The organism is Microbacterium sp. LWO14-1.2, from assembly GCF_038397715.1.
Lineage (GTDB): Bacteria > Actinomycetota > Actinomycetes > Actinomycetales > Microbacteriaceae > Microbacterium.
In genome coordinates this window covers 3,744,285-3,761,087 of the sequence record NZ_CP151633.1, presented here as the reverse complement: position 1 = coordinate 3,761,087, position 16,803 = coordinate 3,744,285, and the positions used below count along the sequence as shown (strand labels likewise).

The 16,803-nt window shown below is 68.9% G+C and carries 15 protein-coding genes and 1 tRNA gene; 3 read left to right on the top strand and 13 right to left on the bottom strand.

Features of this window, described 5'->3' with window-relative positions; genetic code table 11:
• The first annotated feature begins 26 nt into the window (after positions 1 to 26).
• Complete coding sequence (locus tag MRBLWO14_RS18160) at positions 27 to 452, top strand: hotdog fold thioesterase (RefSeq protein ID WP_341934449.1); 426 nt, start codon at positions 27 to 29, stop codon at positions 450 to 452.
• Here the strand turns inward: MRBLWO14_RS18160 and MRBLWO14_RS18155 are convergent.
• From MRBLWO14_RS18155 to MRBLWO14_RS18145, 3 genes are all read right to left on the bottom strand, one after another.
• Positions 433 to 714, bottom strand: coding sequence for a hypothetical protein (locus tag MRBLWO14_RS18155; RefSeq protein ID WP_341934448.1), 282 nt, complete (start codon positions 712 to 714; stop codon positions 433 to 435). The two genes, MRBLWO14_RS18160 and MRBLWO14_RS18155, sit on opposite strands and share 20 nt — an antisense overlap.
• A 94-nt stretch (positions 715 to 808) precedes the next feature.
• Positions 809 to 1,342 carry a GNAT family N-acetyltransferase gene (locus MRBLWO14_RS18150; protein ID WP_341934447.1) on the bottom strand — a complete coding sequence of 178 codons (534 nt, stop codon included), beginning with the start codon at positions 1,340 to 1,342 and terminating at the stop codon, positions 809 to 811.
• A 3-nt stretch (positions 1,343 to 1,345) separates the two neighbouring features.
• Positions 1,346 to 1,972, bottom strand: coding sequence for a response regulator (locus MRBLWO14_RS18145; protein WP_341934446.1), 627 nt, complete (start codon positions 1,970 to 1,972; stop codon positions 1,346 to 1,348).
• A gap of 84 nt (positions 1,973 to 2,056) precedes the next feature.
• Here MRBLWO14_RS18145 and MRBLWO14_RS18140 point away from each other — a divergent pair.
• Positions 2,057 to 2,142, top strand: a tRNA-Leu gene (locus MRBLWO14_RS18140).
• 63 nt (positions 2,143 to 2,205) lie between these two features.
• The gene (locus MRBLWO14_RS18135) at positions 2,206 to 3,459 is read left to right on the top strand and encodes an alpha/beta fold hydrolase (protein ID WP_341934445.1); all 1,254 of its coding nucleotides are present in this window, start codon (positions 2,206 to 2,208) and stop codon (positions 3,457 to 3,459) included.
• Positions 3,460 to 3,469: 10 nt separating this feature from the next.
• Here the strand turns inward: MRBLWO14_RS18135 and MRBLWO14_RS18130 are convergent, their stop codons facing one another.
• The 10 genes from MRBLWO14_RS18130 to MRBLWO14_RS18085 all read right to left on the bottom strand — a co-directional run bounded on the left by MRBLWO14_RS18130 (position 3,470) and on the right by MRBLWO14_RS18085 (position 16,791).
• Positions 3,470 to 4,087 (bottom strand): alpha/beta hydrolase, encoded by a 618-nt coding sequence (locus tag MRBLWO14_RS18130; RefSeq protein WP_341934444.1) that lies wholly within the window; start codon positions 4,085 to 4,087, stop codon positions 3,470 to 3,472.
• Between the two features lie 38 nt (positions 4,088 to 4,125).
• The gene (locus MRBLWO14_RS18125; RefSeq protein ID WP_341934443.1) at positions 4,126 to 4,923 is read right to left on the bottom strand and encodes an alpha/beta hydrolase; all 798 of its coding nucleotides are present in this window, start codon (positions 4,921 to 4,923) and stop codon (positions 4,126 to 4,128) included.
• 118 nt (positions 4,924 to 5,041) lie between these two features.
• The gene (gene pyk, locus MRBLWO14_RS18120) at positions 5,042 to 6,493 is read right to left on the bottom strand and encodes a pyruvate kinase (protein WP_341934442.1); all 1,452 of its coding nucleotides are present in this window, start codon (positions 6,491 to 6,493) and stop codon (positions 5,042 to 5,044) included.
• Positions 6,494 to 6,547: 54 nt separating this feature from the next.
• Complete coding sequence (locus MRBLWO14_RS18115; protein ID WP_341934441.1) at positions 6,548 to 8,014, bottom strand: glutamate synthase subunit beta; 1,467 nt, start codon at positions 8,012 to 8,014, stop codon at positions 6,548 to 6,550.
• The gene (gene gltB, locus MRBLWO14_RS18110) at positions 8,007 to 12,530 is read right to left on the bottom strand and encodes a glutamate synthase large subunit (protein ID WP_341936233.1); all 4,524 of its coding nucleotides are present in this window, start codon (positions 12,528 to 12,530) and stop codon (positions 8,007 to 8,009) included. The genes MRBLWO14_RS18115 and gltB overlap by 8 nt, the downstream gene beginning before the upstream one ends.
• 135 nt (positions 12,531 to 12,665) lie before the next feature.
• Positions 12,666 to 13,694, bottom strand: a complete 1,029-nt coding sequence (lgt, locus tag MRBLWO14_RS18105) for a prolipoprotein diacylglyceryl transferase (RefSeq protein ID WP_341934440.1) — start codon at positions 13,692 to 13,694, stop codon at positions 12,666 to 12,668.
• A 10-nt stretch (positions 13,695 to 13,704) separates the two neighbouring features.
• Positions 13,705 to 14,508: a tryptophan synthase subunit alpha gene (gene trpA, locus MRBLWO14_RS18100; protein WP_341934439.1), complete on the bottom strand. Its 804-nt coding sequence runs from the start codon at positions 14,506 to 14,508 to the stop codon at positions 13,705 to 13,707.
• Positions 14,505 to 15,773 carry a tryptophan synthase subunit beta gene (gene trpB, locus MRBLWO14_RS18095; RefSeq protein ID WP_341934438.1) on the bottom strand — a complete coding sequence of 423 codons (1,269 nt, stop codon included), beginning with the start codon at positions 15,771 to 15,773 and terminating at the stop codon, positions 14,505 to 14,507. Before trpB ends, trpA begins: the two co-directional genes overlap by 4 nt.
• Positions 15,773 to 16,546, bottom strand: a complete 774-nt coding sequence (gene trpC, locus MRBLWO14_RS18090; RefSeq protein WP_341934437.1) for an indole-3-glycerol phosphate synthase TrpC — start codon at positions 16,544 to 16,546, stop codon at positions 15,773 to 15,775. Before trpC ends, trpB begins: the two co-directional genes overlap by 1 nt.
• A complete protein-coding gene (locus MRBLWO14_RS18085; protein WP_341934436.1) occupies positions 16,546 to 16,791 on the bottom strand; it encodes an HGxxPAAW family protein in 246 nt (81 codons plus the stop codon). Before MRBLWO14_RS18085 ends, trpC begins: the two co-directional genes overlap by 1 nt.
• Between the last annotated feature and the right edge of the window lie 12 nt (positions 16,792 to 16,803).

Below are 16,803 nucleotides of genomic sequence, written 5' to 3'. Positions count from 1 at the left end.
CGACAGACACCCGCTGAGGAGGATCCATGAGCGAGAGCACCGCGACCAGTCAGGGACTCGATTGGGCGTCCGCTCGAGGCATGGGGGCCCTCGCCGAGAAGATGGGGATGGAGTTCCTCGAGTTCAGCACCCAGCGGTGCGTCGCGACCATGCCGGTCGAGGGCAACACCCAGCCCGTCGGTCTGATGCACGGCGGCGCCTATGTGGTTCTCGGGGAGTCGCTGGGTTCCATGGCCGCGAATCTGCACGCCGGTCCCGGTCGCCTCGCAGTCGGCGTCGACATCAATGCCACCCACACGCGGTCGGCGACGTCCGGTGTGGTCACCGGCGTCTGCACTCCGGTGCACCTCGGGCGCAGCATCACGGTGCACGAGATCGTCGTCACGGACGATCAGGGACGTCGATGCTCCACCATCAGGATCACCAACATGATCAAGGACGCGCCGGCCTGACATCCGCTCGCTCCGTGAGAATCGTCAGGATCTCACCGACCAACCCGGTCAGGCTGTCCAGCCGACCGTCGATCCCGTCCAGCCGACCGTCGATCCCGTCCAGTCGCGCGTCGATTCCGTCCAGTCGCGCGTCGATCGCCTCGAACCGCGCGTCGTGCTCCTCGAGCTTGGCGGTGATGCCGACGATCATGTCGTAGATGGCGATGATGTCGTTCGAGTTCTGCTCGGTGAGGCGCTCCAGCTGCGCGTGTGTCATGGGCATGAGCCGACGATAGACGCGACCCCGCTGCTGCGGCGTCCTCCGACCGGGAACTGTGGGCAGAATCCCGCGATGGCGGTCCGTGGAGGAGAGGTCCTCACGGGAGGATCCGCTGGAACAGGCGGTGATCTCGCCACTCCCCCGCGATGTGCAGGTACTGCGGCGCCATCCCGATCACCGAGAACCCCGCCCGGGTGAGCACGTGTTGAGACGCGGTGTTGTCGAGCAGGGTGGCCGCCTGCAGCCGATGCAGCGCCAGATCCCGCTCAGCGAACCGGACGAGTGCGGCGACACCGTGCCCGCCGAGCCCGCGCCGCAGCCGAGAGGCATCGACCCAGTAGCCCACGTCGGCGCTGCGGAAAGCGCCCCGTACGACGTTGTTGAGGTTCATGCGTCCGCGGATCTCGCCGTCGCCGGAGAGGATCACGAAACGGTAGCCGCGCCCGGAGTCGGCATCGGCGAGGCACTGGTCGACGTGCTGTTCCTGCCACGCCGCTGTGTAGAACTCATCGCTGCGCACCGGCTCCCAGGCTGCGAGATGGTCTCGATTCGCCGTGTACGCGCGCGCGAGAGCCGCACCGTCCCCCGGCTGGACGAGACGCAGGACGTGGTCCGCGTCGAGCCGGAGCACCGTCTACTTCTTCGGAGCGAGCTGCTCGATGATCGCCTTCGCGACGTCCTGCATCGTGAGGCGACGATCCATCGAGGCCTTCTGGATCCACCGGAAGGCCTCGGGCTCGGAGAGACCCATCTTCTCGTTCAGGAGACCCTTCGCCCGATCGACGAGCTTGCGCGTCTCGAAGCGCTCGACCATGTCGGCGACCTCGGCCTCGAGCGTGATGATCTGCTCGTGACGAGCGAGAGCGATCTCGATGGCGGGAAGCAGGTCGTTCGGCGTGAACGGCTTCACGACGTACGCCAGCGCGCCGGCCTCGCTCGCGCGCTCCACGAGTTCCTTCTGACTGAAGGCGGTGAGCAGGACCACCGGGGCGATGTTGCCCTTGTGCAGCTTCTCGGCAGCGCTGATGCCGTCGAGCTGGGGCATCTTCACGTCCATGATGACGAGGTCGGGGCGCAGCTCGGTGGCGAGAGCCACGGCCGTCTCACCGTCTCCGGCCTCGCCGACGACATCGAAGCCGTTGTCGCGGAGGATCTCGACGATGTCGAGACGGATCAGCGACTCGTCCTCGGCGACGACGACGCGTCGGGGGGCAGATGCCGTGGGCTGCTCAGGCTGTTCTTGCTCTGTCACGCCCTCCATCCTAGTGGAGAGTCACCCGAGCGACCCCGAAGGTCGCACGTCTGTGCAGGCGGGCTGCGATACAGTCGTAGACGCGACACACGGGCCGGCGTGGCGGAATGGCAGACGCGGAGCACTCAAAATGCTTTGTCCGAGAGGGCGTGTGGGTTCGAGTCCCACCGCCGGCACCACGCGGGTCGCGCATCGTGCGGGGGGCTCTGTGTTCTGAGGCGCGTATGCGTTAGACAGGGTCCATGCGTGATCGCCCATCCGCCGACATCTGGAGACGCACCAGACATCGTCGGCGAGGCCTCGTCATCGCCGTGCTGCTCATAATGGTGATCGGAAGCGTCCTCGCCGTTGACGCGATCCGTCGCCACATCGAGGGAGAGGCCGACCTCGTCGGCGACCGGACGTTCTATCGAGTCCCTCATCCGCTGCCGCCCGGAGCGCCGGGATCGATCGTGCGCGTCGAGGGCATCGACAGCGCCCCGCTGGGCTCGTCGGCGTGGCGGGTCATCTACCGCACGCGTGATCTCGCGGGGTCTGACGTGGCCGCCTCGGCCGTCGTCATCGTGCCGGACGCACCAGCACCCGTGGACGGACGTCCGGTCATCGCCTGGGGTCACCCGACGACAGGAGCCGCGACGCAGTGCGCGCCGTCGCTCGATGTCGATCCCTTCCAGCTCATCGAGGGTCTGCATGAGTTCCTGCTGGAGGGCTACGCCGTGGTCGCTGCGGACTATCCCGGACTCGGCGTCCCCGCCGCATCCTCCTACCTGCTCGGCATTCCCGAGGCGAACAGCGTGCTCGACGCGGTTCGGGCGGCGCATGCGATCGACGCCGCCCGCATCGGGACGGACGTGATCCTGTGGGGGCACTCGCAGGGTGGGCAGGCCGTGCTGTTCGCCGCGGAACGAGCCGATGAGTACGCCCCCGAACTGACGGTGCGCGGTGTGGCGGTCGCGGCTCCCGCAGCCGATCTCACGGAGCTCATGAGCGACGACATCGTGAACGTGTCCGGGGTCACGATCGCCTCGTACGCCATCCCCGCCTACGAAGACGCGTACTCCGAGCGATACGACGCCGGTGAGCTGGCGGCGATCCTCACTCCCGGCGGGGCGTCGGCCACGCCGCAGATGGCCGAGATGTGCCTCCTGTCGCAGAACGAGGAGATCCACGCGATCGCGGATCCGCTCATCGGACGCTACGTGACGGGTGATCCCGCCACCACCGAGCCGTGGAAGACGCTTCTCCACGAGAACAGTGCGGGCTCGTCCCCGATCCGTGTCCCGGTGTTCGTGGGTCAGGGGCTCGCCGACGAGCTCGTGAAGCCCTCGGCGACCGATGACTACGTGGCCCTCCTGTGCGCGCAGGACACGAGGGTGAGCTTCCACCGCTATTCCGGCGTGAACCATGGACTCGCGGCATACGCCTCGTTGCCGGACATGCTCGTCTGGCTGGCGGCGGTCAGTGCAGGCGATCCGCCGGCCTCGACCTGTCGGTGATCGGCATCCGTCAGCGTTCAGCCATGGCTGCGATCTCCGCGATCACGCGCGGATCCGCCAGCACCCGGAAATGCCCGCCGGTGTCGAGCCGCACGTTCCGGAGCGCGCCGACGAGCTCGCTCCCCTCGGGGATGTGCGGGTCGAACCGGGGATAGACCGAGACGATCCGCGAGTCCACGTCGAGGTGACGCGCGAGCGCGAGGATCGACGGGTGAGTGGGGGCGAGCGCGCGGAGGCCGCGCACCGGCATCCATCGGGCGTAACGGGAACCGCGGAAGGGCGTCGAGACGGCGACCATGCCGCGGATCCGAGAACCCGCACGACCGGTCATCGCTGTCTTCCCCGCCAGTCCCCCCTTGCTGTGCGCGACCAGGACGACGTCGGTCATCGCGTTGTCCTCCAGGAATCGGGTCAGGATCTCGGCCGCATCGGCCACTGGCCGCCTGTTGTGCCTCCACGCGTCGAGCACGTGGACGGGGTGTCCTCTCCCGTGCAGGGCGGCGATCATCGGCTGCATGAAGCGCCACGTCTCGTAGACGCCGGGCAGGATCACGATCGGCACACCCGAGCCGTCGGTGAAACCGCGCGGATCGGTGCGGTCGAGGGCGGCGCGCACCTGCCAGACCACCGCGTACGCGTAGTCGGCGATCCACCATGCCAGCCGCTTCAGCGCGTCGATGTCGCCCTCCCCTTGACGGGCCTCTCAGGCGCCACGAGCCCGCCCAGGGGCCGTGCGAAGCGCTCGATGGCGTCCGCGACCGCCAACGCGGCGGAGTACTGCACGTTGTGCGGCTGGTCGGCGATCTCGACGAGCTGAGCGTCACCCGCGGCGGCGCGCAGTCGCCGGACCCACTGCTCTCCGGCGACGGGGTCCCGGTTTCCGCGTACCAGCAGCGTCGGCTGCGTCGCTCGGACGACGGCCGCCTCTGTGTCGTACGACGTCATGTGGCGGGCCTGCGTGAGGTACCAGCGGGGTCCGCAGCGCAGGTAGTCGGAGAAGACGAGGGCGTTGGGGGCCGGGGCCTCTCGAACGGTGTCGACGGCGAGGGCGGCGGCTTGCGCGAGGAGCGAGCGATGCGCTGCGTCGACCACCGGGCCGATCAGGACGAGGCCCTCCACACGCGTGGGATCCGCCCGTGCCGCCTCCAGCGCCCACTGCACGCCCATCGAATGCCCGACGAGCACGACTCGGCTCAGATCGAGAGCGCGGAGCGCGCCCGCGAGGATGCAGCCCATCGCCGGGACGTCGAGATCGTCGCGCGGCATCGGAAGCCCACCGAAACCGGGGAGGTCCACGGTCACCACACGACCGCTCCGACTGAGTGCGTCGCGCAACGGCGCGAAGTACCGGTGCGACATGCCGATGCCGTGGACGAGGACGTACGTCTGCTCGGAGGCGGGGCCGCACGTCTCGAACCGGAGCGCCTGCCCACCGATGACGACCCGCTGGCGGGCTGTGCTCATACCCTTCAGGCTAGCCCCGCGCGCGTCGGGCCGCGAAGCCTTGACAACGGCACCCTGCGTTCACGGACGACGAAGGGGCGGGACCGCAGTCCCGCCCCTTCTCGACCGATCGATGCGGTCAGACCGTGGCTTCCTTGTAGATCGGAGCCGCGCCGTTGACGGCGTCTCCGACCTTGTGCACGCGGATGTCGTTGGTCGACCCGACGATCCCGGGAGGGGATCCGGAGATCACGACGACCTTGTCGCCCTCTTCGGCGAGGCCGTGGGAGAGGAGGTAGTCGTCGACCTGCAGGTACATGAGGTCGGTGTGCTGCACCATGTCGACGAGCGTCGACTGGATGCCCCAGGTGAGCGCCATGCGGCGCCGGATGTCGGGCTCGGGGGTGAAGGCCAGCATCGGGATGCGCGAGCGCAGCCGCGACAGGCGACGAGCCGAGTCGCCCGACTGCGTGAAGACGCACAGGAACTTGGCGTCGACGAACTCCGCGACCTCGAGGGCCGCGAGCGTGATCGCACCACCCTGCGTGCGGGGCTTGGCCGTGAGCGGAGCGATGCGCTCGAGACCGTGCTCCTCGGTGGACTCGATGATGCGAGCCATGGTCTCGACGACGACCACAGGGTAGTCGCCGACACTGGTCTCGCCCGAGAGCATCACGGCATCCGCGCCGTCGAGCACGGCGTTCGCGACGTCGGAGGTCTCGGCACGCGTGGGCACGGGGCTGTTGATCATCGACTCGAGCATCTGCGTCGCGACGATGACCGGCTTGGCCATGCGGCGGGCGAGCTCGACGGCGCGCTTCTGCACGATCGGCACCGCCTCGAGGGGAAGCTCGACGCCCAGGTCGCCACGGGCGACCATGATGGCGTCGAATGCGTCCACGATCTCCTCGAGCGCGTCGACCGCCTGCGGCTTCTCGACCTTGGCGATGACGGGGACGCGGACGCCCTCCTCCGCCATGATCTCGTGCACTCGGGTGACGTCGGCGGCGTTGCGCACGAACGACAGGGCGATGAGGTCGGCGCCGGTGCGCAGGCCCCAACGAAGGTCGTCCTCGTCCTTCTCGCTGAGCGCGGGGACGTTGACCGCGACGCCGGGCAGGTTGATGCCCTTGTTGTTCGAGACCGCTCCGGCGACCACGACACGGGTCGTGACGGTGACACCGTCGGTGTCGACGACCTCGACCCGGACCTTGCCGTCGTCGATGAGCAGGAAGTCTCCGGGCTTCACGTCCTGAGGCAGGCCCTTGAAGGTCGTGCCGCAGATCTCGCGGTTCCCGATGATGTCCTCGGTGGTGATCTTGAACGTGTCGCCCACCGCGAGCTCGTAGGGGCCGTCCTCGAAGCGGCCGAGACGGATCTTCGGACCCTGCAGGTCGACGAGGATCGCGACGGCACGACCGGCGTCCTCCGCGGCACGACGCACGTTGGCGTAGTTGTTCTCGTGCACGGAGTAGTCGCCGTGGCTGAGGTTCAGGCGGGCGACGTCCACGCCGGCGTCGATGAGTGCACGCACGGTCTCATAGGTGGAAGTTGCGGGGCCCAGGGTGGCGACGATTTTCGCGCGTCTCAACAGATTCTCCAGGGGGAAGGGGGATAAAAATCGGGCGACGGTGCCTGGCTCAGCCTACGCGTGAGCGAGACCGATCGCGACCTGATGCGGGCCCACCGGCTCCGGCAGCACGGTCTCGCCCATCAGGAAGCGGTCGACGTTCGCCGCGGCCGCACGGCCCTCGGCGATCGCCCATACGATGAGCGACTGGCCACGACCCGCATCGCCGGCGACGAACACGCCGGGGATGCTGGACTCGTAGCCCTCGTCGCGCTGGAACGCTCCCCGGTCGGTCAGCTGCGGGCGGGTGTCGTCCGTGTAGCCGTCCTGCTCGGGCCCGGTGAAGCCCATGGCGATGAGCACCAGGTCCGCGGGGATCTCGCGCTCGGTGCCGCTCTTGGGTACGCGACGACCGTCGACGTACTCCGTCTCGGCCACGCGCAGCGCGCGGACCTCGCCGACCTCGTTCGCGAGGAACTCGACGGTCGACGCGAGGAAGACGCGCTCACCGCCCTCCTCGTGCGCGGACGAGACCTCGAAGATCGTCGGCATCATAGGCCAAGGCTGGTGCGCGGGGCGCTCGGTGCCCGGCTGCACGCCGATCGCGAGGTTGGTCACGCTGAGAGCGCCCTGCCGGTGCGCGGTGCCGATGCAGTCCGCACCGGTGTCACCGCCGCCGATGACGATGACGTGCTTGCCCTCGGCCGTGATCTGCTCGGGGACCTTGTCGCCGGCGACCGCGTGGTTGGACTCGACGAGGTACTCCATGGCGAAGTGCACGCCGTCGAGGTCGCGTCCGGGGATCGCGAGGTCACGGGGAACCGTCGCGCCGGTGGCGATCACGACCGCGTCGTAGCGGGCCCGCAGGTCGGCCCACGAGATGTCCTTGCCGATCTCGACGCCGGCGCGGAAGCGGGTGCCCTCCTCCTGCATCTGACGCAGACGGGCCTCCAACTGTCCCTTCTCCATCTTGAAGTCGGGGATGCCGTAGCGGAGCAGGCCGCCGATGCGGTCGTCGCGCTCGAAGACCGCGACCGTGTGTCCGGCGCGGGTGAGCTGCTGCGCAGCGGCGAGCCCCGCGGGGCCCGATCCGACGACGGCGACCGTCTTGCCGGTGAGGCGCGCGGGCGGCTGCGGCTCGACCCAGCCCTTGGCGAAGGCCTCGTCGATGATCGAGACCTCGATCTGCTTGATCGTCACCGCGGGCTGGTTGATCCCCAGCACGCACGAGCTCTCGCAGGGCGCAGGGCACAGACGGCCCGTGAACTCCGGGAAGTTGTTCGTCGCGTGCAGGCGATCGATGGCCGCGCGACCCTCGCCGCGCCACGTGAGGTCGTTCCACTCCGGGATCAGGTTGCCGAGCGGGCAGCCCTGATGGCAGAACGGCACGCCGCAGTCCATGCAGCGGCCGGCCTGGCGCTTGAGCACCGCCTGATCGCCCGCCTCATAGACCTCTTTCCAGTCCATGATGCGCACGGGGACGGGGCGCCGCGCGGGCACCTCGCGCTCCGTGACCTTCAGAAAACCCTTGGGATCAGCCACCGGTCACCTCCAGGATCCGGTTCCAGACGACGTCGCCGTCAGGGTCGATGCCCTCGGCGACTGCTTCCTCGCGCATGCTCCGCACCGCGGCGTAGTCACGCGGGAGCACCTTCGTGAACTGGCCGGCGATCTCGTCGAACCGCGCCAGGATGTCGGAGCCGAGCGGCGATGCCGTGCGCTCCACGTGCTCGGCGATCAGGCTGCGCAGCACCTCGAGATCGGCCCGGTCGAGGGGCTCGAGCAGCAGCTCGCCGCTGCCGAGGGACTGCGCGTTGATCTTGCCGGTGTCGAGCGACCGGATGTACGCCACTCCTCCGGACATGCCGGCACCGAGGTTCCGCCCCGTCGTACCGAGGATCACCGCGACGCCGCCCGTCATGTACTCGAGCGCGTGGTCTCCGACGCCCTCGACGACGGCCGTCGCACCGGAGTTGCGCACCAGGAACCGCTCGCCGACGACACCGGACAGGAACATGGTCCCTGCGGTGGCGCCGTAGCCGATGACGTTGCCCGCGATCACGTTCTCGTGCGGCGCGATCCTCGACCCGCGCGGCGGGCGGATCGTGATGTCGCCGCCGGAGAGGCCCTTGCCGACATAGTCGTTCGCGTCTCCCTCGAGACGGAGCACGATACCCGACGGCAGGAATGCTCCGAGGGACTGACCGGCCGTGCCGTGCAGCGTGACGTCGATCGTTCCGCGCGGCAGTCCGTCGGCGCCGTGGCGGGACGTGACCTGGTGGCCGAGCATCGTGCCGACCGCGCGCTCGGTGTTCGCGATGGGCAGTTCGGCCACCACGGGCTCGCCGTTCAGCAGAGCGGGTCCCGCGATGTCGATCAGCTGTACGTCGAAGTGCTTGTCGAGCTCGTGATCCTGCGTGCGGCGGCTGCGGCGCGGCTCGCTCGCAGGGAACGCCGGACCCTCGAGCACCGGGCTCAGGTCGAGACCCTCCGCCTTCCAGTGCTCGACGGCCGCGTCGACCTCGAGCAGCTCGGCGCGTCCGATGATCTCGTCGAGCGAGCGGAAGCCGAGCTCGGCGAGGATCTCACGCACCTCTTCCGCGATGAACTCCATGAAGTTGACGACGAACTCGGGCTTGCCGGTGAACCGCTCGCGCAGCACGGGATTCTGCGTCGCGACGCCCACGGGGCACGTGTCGAGGTGACACACGCGCATCATGATGCAGCCGCTCACGACGAGCGGGGCTGTGGCGAAGCCGAACTCCTCGGCGCCCAGCAGAGCGCCGATGATGACGTCGCGACCGGTCTTCAGCTGCCCGTCGACCTGCACGACCACGCGGTCGCGCATGCCGTTCAGCATGAGGGTCTGCTGCGTCTCGGCCAGGCCGAGCTCCCAGGGCGTACCCGCGTGCTTGAGCGAGTTCATCGGGCTCGCGCCCGTCCCTCCGTCATGACCCGAGACGAGGATGACGTCGCTGAGCGCCTTCGCCACGCCCGCCGACACCGCGCCGATGCCGGACTGGCTCACGAGCTTGGTGTGGATGCGCGCCTCGGGGTTAGCCCGCTTCAGGTCGAAGATCAGCTGCTTGAGGTCTTCGATCGAGTAGATGTCATGGTGAGGGGGCGGCGAGATGAGCCCGACGCCCGGCGTCCCGCCGCGGGTGCGAGCCACCCACGGATACACCTTCTGCGGCGGCAGCTGTCCGCCCTCACCGGGCTTGGCGCCCTGCGCGAGCTTGATCTGGATGTCGTCCGCCTCGGTGAGGTAGAGGCTCGTGACGCCGAAGCGTCCGGAGGCGACCTGCTTGATCGCGCTGCGGCGCTCGGGATCCATGAGCCGGTCGACGTCTTCGCCGCCCTCGCCCGTGTTCGACTTGCCGCCGAGGCGGTTCATCGCGATCGCGAGGGTCTCGTGGGCTTCCTTGGAGATCGAGCCGTAGCTCATCGCTCCGGTCGAGAAGCGCTTGACGATCGCCGAGACGGGCTCGACCTCGTCGATCGGCACCGGCTTGCGTGTGCCGGTGCGCAGGGCGAACAGACCGCGCAGCGTCTTCAGCTCGGCGGCCTGATCGTCGACGAGCCTGGTGTACTGACGGAAGATGTCGTACCGACGCTCACGCGTGGAGTGCTGCAGCTTGAACACCGTCTCCGGGTTGAAGAGGTGCGGCGAGCCGTCGCGACGCCACTGGTACTCGCCGCCGCTCCAGAGCCGCTCGTGGGCGCGAGCCGCGGCATCCTCGGGATAGGCGTAGTCGTGACGGGCCTGGTTCTCGGCGAAGATCTCCTCGATGCCGATTCCGCCGAGCTTCGACTCCGTGCGCGTGAAGTACTTGTCGATGAACTCCTCGCTCAGCCCGACCGCCTCGAAGACCTGCGCGCCAGCGTACGACGACACGGTCGAGATGCCCATCTTCGACATGATCTTCAGCACGCCCTTGCCGAGCGCGTAGATCAGGTTCTTGACGGCCTTCTCGGGGCTGATGCCGGTGATGTATCCGGTGCGGACGAGGTGCTCGACCGTCTCCATCGCGAGATAGGGGTTGATGGCCGAGGCGCCGTAGCCGATGAGGGTGGCCACGTGGTGGACCTCGCGCACGTCGCCGGCTTCGACGATCAGACCGACCTTCATGCGATTCTCGCGGCGGATCAGGTGGTGGTGCACTGCCGAGACCATGAGGAGCGACGGGATCGGCGTGAGGTCCTTGTTCGAATCGCGGTCGGACAGGATGATGAACTCCGCGCCGCTCGCGATCGCCTCGTCGACCTCGTCGCACATCTCGGTGAGACGCTTCTCGAGCGTGTTGGAACCGACGTCGAAGTGGTACAGGCCCTTGATCGTCACGCTCGAGCGGTCGGGCAGCGCCTTGTCGATGTGGCGGATCTTCGCGAGCTCGTCGTTGTCGATGACCGGGAAGTCGAGCGACACCGTACGCGTGTGGTCGGGACCCCAGCTGAGCAGGTTGCTCTCGGGGCCGAGACCGAGCTTGAGGCTCGTGACGACCTCTTCGCGGATCGAGTCGAGCGGCGGGTTGGTCACCTGCGCGAACTGCTGCGTGAAGTAGTCGAAGAGCAGACGCGGACGCTTGCTCAGCACCGCGATCGGCGTGTCGGATCCCATCGCGCCCAGCGGCTCGACGCCGTGCTGGCCCATCGGAGTGAGGAGGACGCGGACCTCTTCCTCCGTGTAGCCGAAGGTGCGCTGGCGACGGGTGATCGATGCCGGCGGATGCACGATGTGCTCCCGCTCCGGGAGGTCCGCGAGGCGGACGGCTCCGGCATCCAGCCATTCCTGCCACGGGTGCATCGTGGCGAGGTCGTGCTTGATCTCCTCGTCCTCGATGATGCGCTGCTGCGCGGTGTCGACGAGGAACATCTTGCCGGGCTGCAGGCGTCCGCGGCGCTTGATGCGCTCGGGCTCGAAGGTGAGCACTCCGGTCTCGGAGCCGATGACGATCAGACCGTCGGTCGTCTCGGTCCAGCGTCCCGGGCGCAGTCCGTTGCGGTCGAGGGTCGCTCCGACGAGCGTGCCGTCGGTGAAGATGAGGGCGGCGGGGCCGTCCCAGGGCTCCATCTGGTTGGAGTGGTACTCGTAGAAGGCACGCAGCTCGGGCGAGATGTCCGACTGCTTCTCGTAGGCCTCCGGCACCATCATCATGATCGCGTGGGGCAGGCTCCGACCGGTGAGGGTCAGGAGCTCGAGGACCTCGTCGAACGACGCGGAGTCGCTCGCGCCGTCGGTGCAGATGGGCAGCAGGGGTGAGACGTCGCCGAGCAGCTCGGACTCCAGCTGCGACTGACGAGCGCGCATCCAGTTGCGGTTGCCGCCGACGGTGTTGATCTCGCCGTTGTGCGCGAGCATGCGCAGCGGCTGCGCGAGCGGCCACGACGGGAACGTGTTCGTCGAGTAGCGCGAGTGCACGACGGCGAGCTCCGACATGAACCGCTCGTCCTGCAGGTCGGGGTAGAACGGCTCCAGCTGCAGCGTCGTGACCATGCCTTTGTACCCGAGCGTGCGGGCCGAGAGCGTGACGAAGTAGGCGCCGAGCTCGTGACCCGCGCGCTTGCGCAGACGGTAGGCGACCCGGTCGAGGGCGATGCCCGTGAGCGGCGCGTCGGAGTGCGATGCGCCGCCGGCGCTGACGAAGAGCTGCTCGAACGCGGGGCGGGCCTCATCGGCGAGCTTGCCGAGGTGCTCGTTGGCGGTGGGCACCTCGCGCCAGCCGAGCACGCGGAGACCCTCGGACCTGGCGATCTTCTCGATGCCCGCCTTCTGCTCGCGGCGGACGCTCGAGTCGCGCGGCAGGAAGGCCAGGCCGGCGGCGTACTCCCCCACCGGCGGCAGCTCGAAGTCGGTCACGGCACGGAGGAACGCGTCGGGCATCTGCGTCAGGATGCCGGCGCCGTCTCCGGTGCCCGCGTCGGAGCCGATGGCTCCGCGGTGCTCGAGGTTGCGCAGCGCCTCCAGGGCGAGCGCGATGATGTCGTGGCCCGCCTCACCGCGCAGGGTCGCGACCATGGCGAGGCCGCACGCGTCCTTCTCGAACGCCGGGTTGTACATGCCCTGCTTCGGGGGGTAGGCGCCGGAGGCGCCATGGGGAGGCTGAAAATACACCTGAACCGTCCTCAGATCTACGGATGACCCGGGGACGTCATTGGCCGGGCTGATGCGATGGGGTCCGCACGGACCGGTCGGCTATCGGGCGCCTTCCGTGTCCGTGGGAGCGGTGCTTGTGGCGCTGGCTCCTGCGGCGACTTCTTCGGACGGAGGCTCACTCAGGTCCACGAAGTCGGAGGGATTGTCCTGCGAGTCTACATCAGCGTCCAGATCCTTCCGCCCGCGGCCCGGCTGGTACGGCGAGGGCTCCAGGCCGAGGTGACGCCGCGACTGGACGACGAGGATCGCGAGACCGACGACGATGCCGATGATCGCGGCCCAGACGTTGCTGCGCAGCCCGAGGATGATCTCGCTCGGGTCGATGCGGATCGACTCCCACACGACGCGGCCGGCGCTGTACCAGATGAGGTAGATCGCGAACAGGCGGCCCCACTGGAGGCTGGTGACCTTGCGGCTCAGCCACAGCAGGACGACGACGCCGAGGAGGTTCCAGATGACCTCGTACAGGAACGTCGGGTGGAAGAGCGTTCCCTCCGGGAGGCCAGGGGGGAAGGCGGAGTTGTCCGACTCGATCTCGAGACCCCACGGGAGATCTGTCGGGAGACCGAACAGCTCGTGGTTGAACCAGTTGCCGAAGCGGCCCATGGCCTGGGCGAGCAGCAGTCCGGGTGCGAGGGCGTCGGCGAAGGTCCAGAAGCGGATGCCGGTCCACCGGCATCCGAGGTACGCGCCGATCGCGCCGCCGATGAGAGCGCCGAAGATCGCGATGCCGCCCTCCCAGATCGCCCAGACGGAGCCCGGCTCGAAGGGGTTCCAGGTGTTCTTGCCCTCGCCGAAGTAGAAGCCGGGGTGGGTGAGCACGTGGAAGATGCGCGCGCCGACGATGGCGAGCGGCACGGCGAGGATGGAGATGTCGATGACGACCCACGGCTCCGCACCGCGACGAGTGAGGCGGCGGTTCGTGAGGAACACGGCGGCGATGATGCCGGCGATGATGCACAGCGCGTAGAAGTGGATGCGCAGCGGTCCCACGTCGAAGTACGAGACGGGAGGACTGGGGATGCTGGCGAGCACGCCGCTGAAGGTGCTGTGAAGCGCGTGGGACATGAGTGCGATTCTAGTTCTCGTGTACGGGGCGTGCCGAGACGGTCCCGGCGGCCAGGGTGCGGGTGACCTCGGCGAGAGCGGGGACGCCCCCGTCGCGGAGGGCGCGGACGAGTGCCGTGCCGACGATGGCGCCGTCGGCGTACTCGGAGACGCCGGCGATCTGCTCGGCGGTGGAGATGCCGATGCCGACGCACGCCCGGGTGGCGCCGGCCGCGCGCAGACGGTCGACGAGCGTGCGTGCCGCCCGGTCGAGCTCCGCCCGTTCGCCGGTGATGCCCATGGTCGACACGGTGTAGACGAACCCGGTCGAGGACTCGACGACGAGCGAGAGGCGCTCGTCGGACGAGGTCGGGGCGGCGAGGAACACGCGGTCGAGGCCGGTGCGGTCGCTCGCCGCGATCCACTCCCCTGCGACGTCGGGCGTGATGTCGGGCGTGATGAGCCCCGCGCCGCCTGCCGCGAGCAGGTCGTCGGCGTAACGGTCCACTCCGTACTGGAACACGGGGTTCCAGTAGGTCATCACGAGCACGGGGACGTCGGTCGCCTCGGTGATCGCTCGCACCGCGGTGAACAGGTCTTTCATCTTGAAGCCGTTCGCGAGCGCCGCGGTGGTGGCTTCCTGGATGATGGCGCCGTCCATGACCGGATCGCTGTAGGGCGGGCCGAGCTCGATGATGTCGACGCCGTTCTCGGCGAGGGCGATGGCCGCCTGGATGCTCGTGTCGAGATCCGGGAAGCCGACGGGGAGGTAGCCGACGAACGCGCTGCGGCCCGCCGCGTGCGCGGCCTCGATGGCCTGTTCGACGCGACTCATAGCTCGGGCTCCCCCTTCGACGCTGCGGCCTCGGCCGCGCTCTCCTGCTCGACGTCGTGGTCGAGGGCCGCTCGGTCGTAGAGGTCGAAGTAGCGTGCGGCCGTGTCCATGTCCTTGTCCCCCCGGCCGGACAGGCAGATGGCGAGCACGGCATCCGGGCCCATCTCCCGCCCGAGGCGGAGCGCACCCGCGAGGGCGTGCGCGGACTCGACCGCGGGGATGATCCCCTCGGTGCGGCTGAGCAGGCGCAGCGCCTGCATCGCCTCGTCGTCGGTCGCCGGGATGTACTCGGCGCGACCGAGGTCGGCCAGCCAGGCGTGCTCCGGGCCGACGCCCGGATAGTCGAGGCCTGCGGAGATCGAGTGGGACTCGACCGTCTGCCCGTCCTCGTCCTGCAGGACGTAGGTCTTGGCGCCGTGCAGGATGCCGGGGCGACCCCGCTCGATCGATGCGGCGTGCTTGGGCGTGTCGACCCCGTCGCCTGCGGCCTCCACGCCGTAGAGCTTCACCTCGGGGTCGTCGAGGAAGGCGTCGAACATGCCGATCGCGTTGGATCCGCCGCCGACGCAGGCGATCACGGCGTCGGGGAGACGGCCGGTGACGTCGAGGAGCTGCTGCCTCGCCTCTTCGCCGATGATCTTCTGGAAGTCGCGCACCATCGCGGGAAACGGGTGCGGGCCCGCCGCCGTGCCGAAGATGTAGTTGGTCGTCTCGACGGACGCCACCCAGTCGCGGTACGCGTCGTTGATCGCGTCCTTGAGCGTGCGCGATCCGGACCGCACGGGCACGACCTCCGCGCCGAGCAGGCGCATGCGGGCGACGTTCAGCGCCTGGCGCTCGGTGTCGACCTCGCCCATGTAGATCGTGCAGTCGAGGCCGAACAGGGCGGCGGCGGTCGCGGTGGCGACGCCGTGCTGACCGGCACCGGTCTCGGCGATCACGCGGGTCTTGCCGAGGCGCTTCGTGAGCAGGGCCTGACCGAGCACGTTGTTGATCTTGTGGGAACCGGTGTGGTTGAGGTCCTCGCGCTTGAGGAAGACCCGCGCACCGCCGGCGTGCTCGGCGAAGCGGGCCACCTCGGTGAGAGGCGACGGACGACCCGCGTACGAGCTCAGCAGCGAAGCCAATTCCGACCGGAACTGCGGATCTGCGATCGCCTCGCCGTAGGCGACGGTCAATTCGTCGATGGCCGCGATCAGCGACTCGGGCATGTAGCGCCCGCCGTAGTCGCCGAACAGCGGGCCGTGCTGGTCACGCAGGCTCATCACGCCTCCAGGAAGCTCTTGAGAGTGGCGATCGGGTCGCCCGTCACGAGGGCCTCACCGATCAGGACGACGTCGGCACCCGCGGAGCGGTAGTGCGTGACGTCGGCGGGTGTCAGCACCGCCGACTCGGCGATCTTCACCGCGGAGTCGGGGATGCGCTCGACCAGGCGACCGAAGAGATCCCTGTCGAGCTCGAGGGTCGTCAGGTCCCGAGCGTTGACACCGATGAGGCGCGCTCCGAGATCGATCGCGACGTCGAGTTCATCGGCCGAGTGCGTCTCGACCAGCGGCGTCATCCCGAGCTCGAGCACGAAGTCGTAGAGCTCGCGCAGCACGGCGGGCTCGAGGCCGGCCACGATGAGCAGCACGAGGTCGGCGCCCGCAGCCCGGGCCTCGAGCACCTGGTAGCGGGTCGCGATGAAATCCTTGCGCAGCACCGGCAGGGCGACGCGGGCGGTCACGGCCTCCAGATCGGCGAGACTCCCGCCGAAGCGCCTCTCCTCGGTGAGCACGCTGATCGCGGATGCTCCCCCGAGCTCGTACAGCGAGGCCTGCAGCGCCGGGTCGGGGATCTCGGCGAGGGCGCCGCGAGACGGACTCGCACGCTTGACCTCGGCGATGATCTTCACCCGCTCCGCCGGAGCGAGGAACGACAGCGCATCCTTCGCCGCAGGGCGCGCGAGGGCGACGCGCTCGACATCGGCCAGCGGCCGGGTGAGTGCGCGACGCTCGGCGTCTGCGACAGCGCCGGCCGTGAGGTCGGCGAGGACCACTAGTGGCCCTTCGGGGAGTACTTGGGACCCTTCACGCCGTAGCCGGCCCGGGCGAGCAGCCAGCCGACCAACGCGCCGACCGGGATGATGACGGCACCCACGTAGATCAGCGGCACCCAGAACCCGGCGAACTCGGCGAGGCAGAACGCCACCGTCGCGAGCGTGAACCCGAAGAGCATGATGATCACGGCCGTCCAGGCGGCAGGCGAGTGTCCGTGGCCGGGATCGGCGATCGGGTTGGTCATGTTCTCCTCCGG

What these genes read in the sequence shown, in the direction of transcription:
- MRBLWO14_RS18145 (WP_341934446.1), bottom strand. Translation starts at nt 1,972, where the DNA reads ATGGAGGGCGTGACAGAGCAAGAACAGCCTGAGCAGCCCACGGCATCT.
- MRBLWO14_RS18125 (WP_341934443.1), bottom strand. Translation starts at nt 4,923, where the DNA reads ATGAGCACAGCCCGCCAGCGGGTCGTCATCGGTGGGCAGGCGCTCCGG.
- MRBLWO14_RS18135 (WP_341934445.1), top strand. Translation starts at nt 2,206, where the DNA reads ATGCGTGATCGCCCATCCGCCGACATCTGGAGACGCACCAGACATCGT.
- trpA (WP_341934439.1), bottom strand. Translation starts at nt 14,508, where the DNA reads ATGAGTCGCGTCGAACAGGCCATCGAGGCCGCGCACGCGGCGGGCCGC.
- MRBLWO14_RS18155 (WP_341934448.1), bottom strand. Translation starts at nt 714, where the DNA reads ATGCCCATGACACACGCGCAGCTGGAGCGCCTCACCGAGCAGAACTCG.
- lgt (WP_341934440.1), bottom strand. Translation starts at nt 13,694, where the DNA reads ATGTCCCACGCGCTTCACAGCACCTTCAGCGGCGTGCTCGCCAGCATC.
- MRBLWO14_RS18085 (WP_341934436.1), bottom strand. Translation starts at nt 16,791, where the DNA reads ATGACCAACCCGATCGCCGATCCCGGCCACGGACACTCGCCTGCCGCC.
- trpB (WP_341934438.1), bottom strand. Translation starts at nt 15,773, where the DNA reads ATGAGCCTGCGTGACCAGCACGGCCCGCTGTTCGGCGACTACGGCGGG.
- MRBLWO14_RS18160 (WP_341934449.1), top strand. Translation starts at nt 27, where the DNA reads ATGAGCGAGAGCACCGCGACCAGTCAGGGACTCGATTGGGCGTCCGCT.
- gltB (WP_341936233.1), bottom strand. Translation starts at nt 12,530, where the DNA reads ATGTACAACCCGGCGTTCGAGAAGGACGCGTGCGGCCTCGCCATGGTC.